At 69.4% G+C, this 2,891-nt stretch carries 3 protein-coding genes and 1 pseudogene; 1 reads left to right on the top strand and 3 read right to left on the bottom strand.

Annotation, left to right across the window (positions count from 1 at the left end):
- Window positions 1-201, top strand: a pseudogene (locus JNL41_RS19455) (endonuclease III); the annotation flags it as partial.
- 13 nt (window positions 202-214) lie between these two features.
- On the opposite strand, the gene JNL41_RS19450 reads toward JNL41_RS19455, so the two are convergent.
- The 3 genes from JNL41_RS19450 to JNL41_RS19440 all read right to left on the bottom strand — a co-directional run bounded on the left by JNL41_RS19450 (window position 215) and on the right by JNL41_RS19440 (window position 2,876).
- A complete protein-coding gene (locus tag JNL41_RS19450) occupies window positions 215-1,378 on the bottom strand; it encodes a glutathionylspermidine synthase family protein (protein ID WP_293477831.1) in 1,164 nt (387 codons plus the stop codon).
- Window positions 1,379-1,455: 77 nt separating this feature from the next.
- Window positions 1,456-2,220, bottom strand: coding sequence for a PspA/IM30 family protein (locus JNL41_RS19445; protein ID WP_293477830.1), 765 nt, complete (start codon window positions 2,218-2,220; stop codon window positions 1,456-1,458).
- A gap of 14 nt (window positions 2,221-2,234) precedes the next feature.
- Window positions 2,235-2,876 (bottom strand): YjfI family protein, encoded by a 642-nt coding sequence (locus JNL41_RS19440; protein ID WP_293477832.1) that lies wholly within the window; start codon window positions 2,874-2,876, stop codon window positions 2,235-2,237.
- Between the last annotated feature and the right edge of the window lie 15 nt (window positions 2,877-2,891).

Here is a 2,891-nt window from a genome sequence, read left to right as displayed (position 1 = left end):
CGGCTCGGCCTCTCCACCGGCAAGACGCCCGACAAGGTCGAGGCCGACCTGATGGCCGTCGTGCCCGCGCCGTACCTGACCCGCGCCCACCACTGGCTGATCCTGCACGGCCGCTACACCTGCGTGGCGCGCAAGCCGAAGTGCGAGGCCTGCCCCGTCGCCGACCTCTGCCCCAGCAGGCGCCTGTTCGTCCGGGCCTGAGGGGGCCGCTCCTCTAGCCCACGATGGCGTGGGGGATGAAGCGCGAGAGGTTCTTCGTCACCCGGCTGCGGTCCTCGCGGATGCCGATGCCCGCCGGCTCGTCGCCGACGATCCAGGCGCCCACCACCGGATAGGCGCCCTCGAAGGCCGGGGCCTCGTGCAGCGCCTGGCGGATGTGGCCTTCCTCGCCGTAGCCCAGGTCGAGCACGCGGGCCTTGCGGCCCTGCTTCACCAGTTCGATGTTCGCGCCCTCGCGGCTGAACAGCGGCTTGCGCACATAGGACGCGCCTAGCTCCGCGGCCCTCGGATCGTCCTCGAAGTAGGCGGCCAGAAGGTTCGGGTGGCCGGCGTTGCGGGCCCAGAGCAACGGCAGCATGCCCTTGTTCGACAGCACCGCCTTCCACGCGGGCTCCAGGAAGCGCGTCTTCGAGGCCTTGATGTTGGCCCCGTACTCTTCCCGGAACATCTCCTCCCACGGATAGAGCTTGAAGAGCGCCTGGATGACGTAGCCGTCCTGGTCGACGAAGCGCTGGTCGGCGGTCAGGCCGATCTCGCCCACCGGCACGAACTTGGGCTCTATCCCCGCCTGGCCGGCGATGTCCTCGAGGTACTTCACCGTCTGCCGGTCCTCGACCGAGTCCGCGTCGCTGGCGAAATGCACGAACCCGCCGCCGGGGAAGATGGCCCGGAACCGCGCCTCCAGCTTCTCGTGCAGGCTGTTGAACTGGTCGGCGTCGGCTGGCAGGCGGTCCGCGGCGATCATGTCCTCGAGCCAGATCCACTGGAACGCGCCGGACTCGTAGATGCTGGTCGGGGTGTCGGCGTTGTACTCGTAGAGCTTCGCCGGCCCGGTCCCGTCGTAGGCGAAGTCGAAGCGGCCGTAGAGGGTCGGGTCCCTGCGCGCCCAGCTCTCGGCCACGTCGTCGCGCGAGGCCTCCGGGATGGCGAGCTTCGCCATCAGTTCCTCGGACGTCACGACGTCGTCCACGAGGTCGAGGCACATGGCGTGCAGCTCGCGCGCCGGCGCCTCGATCCCCTCCTCGATCTCGGCGAGGCTGAAGGCGTAGTACGCGCGCTCGTCCCAGTACCGCGCCCCGTCCAGGTGGCGCCAGGTGAACCCGAGCTGCTCGGCCTTTTCGTCCCAGCCGGGACGCTCAGTGGTGGCGATGCGCTTCATGTGCGCTGAGCTCCAATCCCCCTCGCTCGTCATCCCGCGGCTCGTCCGCGGGATGACGGCCGTAGGGAAGTTGGGCGCTACCCCTCCTTCCGATCCGTCGCCACGGGCTGCGCCTCGATCTGCAGGCGCGGGGCCTCGAGCTGGGGCATGGGTTCGCCGGCGGGGGCCTTCAGGCGCGCCAGGATGTCGTCGGCCGACGAGTGGCCGGGCAGGATGCCCGCCGCGGCCAGCTTCGCGTCGAGGTCCGCGCCCGTGCGCTTGTCCTCCAGCTCGGCGGCGGCCTTGAACTTCTCGTCCTGCACCATCTGGCGCTCTTTGATGCGCTTCAGGCTGTCGGCGGCCGATCCCAGCGCCGCGGTGGCGCTGCCGCCCCGCGAGGCGACGGCGGCCTGGGCGCGCTGGACGCTGTCGTTCACCTTCACCACGTCGATCTCGCGGCGCAGATTCTCCACCTTCTGCTGCGTCTGGGCGATCGTCTGGTGCAGCCGCTCCTCGGCGACCCTCATGTCGGCCAGTTGCGGCGTCTTCGTGCCGATGTCGGTCTCGAGCTCGGCGATCCGGGTCGCGACCTCGCGCGCGAGGGTCTCGTCGCCCTTGGCCAGCGCCTGGCGGGCCGAGCCCTCGTAGCGGGCCGACTGGTCCTTCAGGTTCTGGACTTCCTTCTCGATCATCCGGCGCTTGGCGACCAGCGTGGCGAGGTCGTCGCGGGCGCGGCCCAGCGCGTTGTCGGCGTCGCGGATCTCCTGGTCGAGGATTCGGAGCGCATTGGCGTCGACCACCGCGGCGCCGGCCTCGTAGGAGGCCCCGCGGAAGAGGGTGATCAGCTTGGAGAAGATGGACATGTCGGGCTCCGGGCTCAGGCCGCCGAGGCGAAGTTGTCGCGCAGTTCGCTCGCCGCGCGGATCGCGTTCTCGGCCAGCATCCTTACTTCGATGATCACCGTCTGCAGGGTGGTCTTGCACGACAGCTCGCCGAAGAGCTCATAGTAGTCGCGCCCGGCGATGGTGGTGATGCCGAAGTTCGACAGCGGCACCAGCTTCTGCGCCTTCAGGAGGAAGACGTTGAACGCCGCCTGGTCCTTCTGCTCGTCCACCGGCCACAGCAGCGCGCTCACGACGATCTGCTCGGCGCCCACCGACAGGAAGACCGGCAGGTCGCCGAACTCGTGCATGGTGAGCTGGAGCACCGGCTCTGTCCCCTCCAGCACGCGCGCGGTCAGTTCGCCGTCGCGCAGCAGCCGGGTCTCGGACAGCGCTTGTGAAAGGCTCTTCACCGACCAGTCGGTGTCGATGACCTGGTCCATTGCATAGGATCCCTGCGGAGGGTCGGGGTTCTTCAGCAGCGCCGGTCCGCGGCTCGACGCTGTGATGATGGCTCGCGCGGCGGCCTGCACGTCGGCCTTCGCCGCCGGCGGGACCCAGAGCTCGAGCTTTACGAGACCCAGCCGCTGGCGCTCGGCGCGCCAGAGACGGGTCCGTTCTGCTGGACTCAGGCTCATGTTATCCTTGGTCCG

The sequence above is a fragment of the Phenylobacterium sp. genome, assembly GCF_016793285.1.
Taxonomy (GTDB): Bacteria; Pseudomonadota; Alphaproteobacteria; order Caulobacterales; family Caulobacteraceae; genus Phenylobacterium.
The sequence above is the reverse complement of the archived record's forward strand: the minus strand, read 5'-3'. Positions and strand labels throughout refer to the sequence as shown.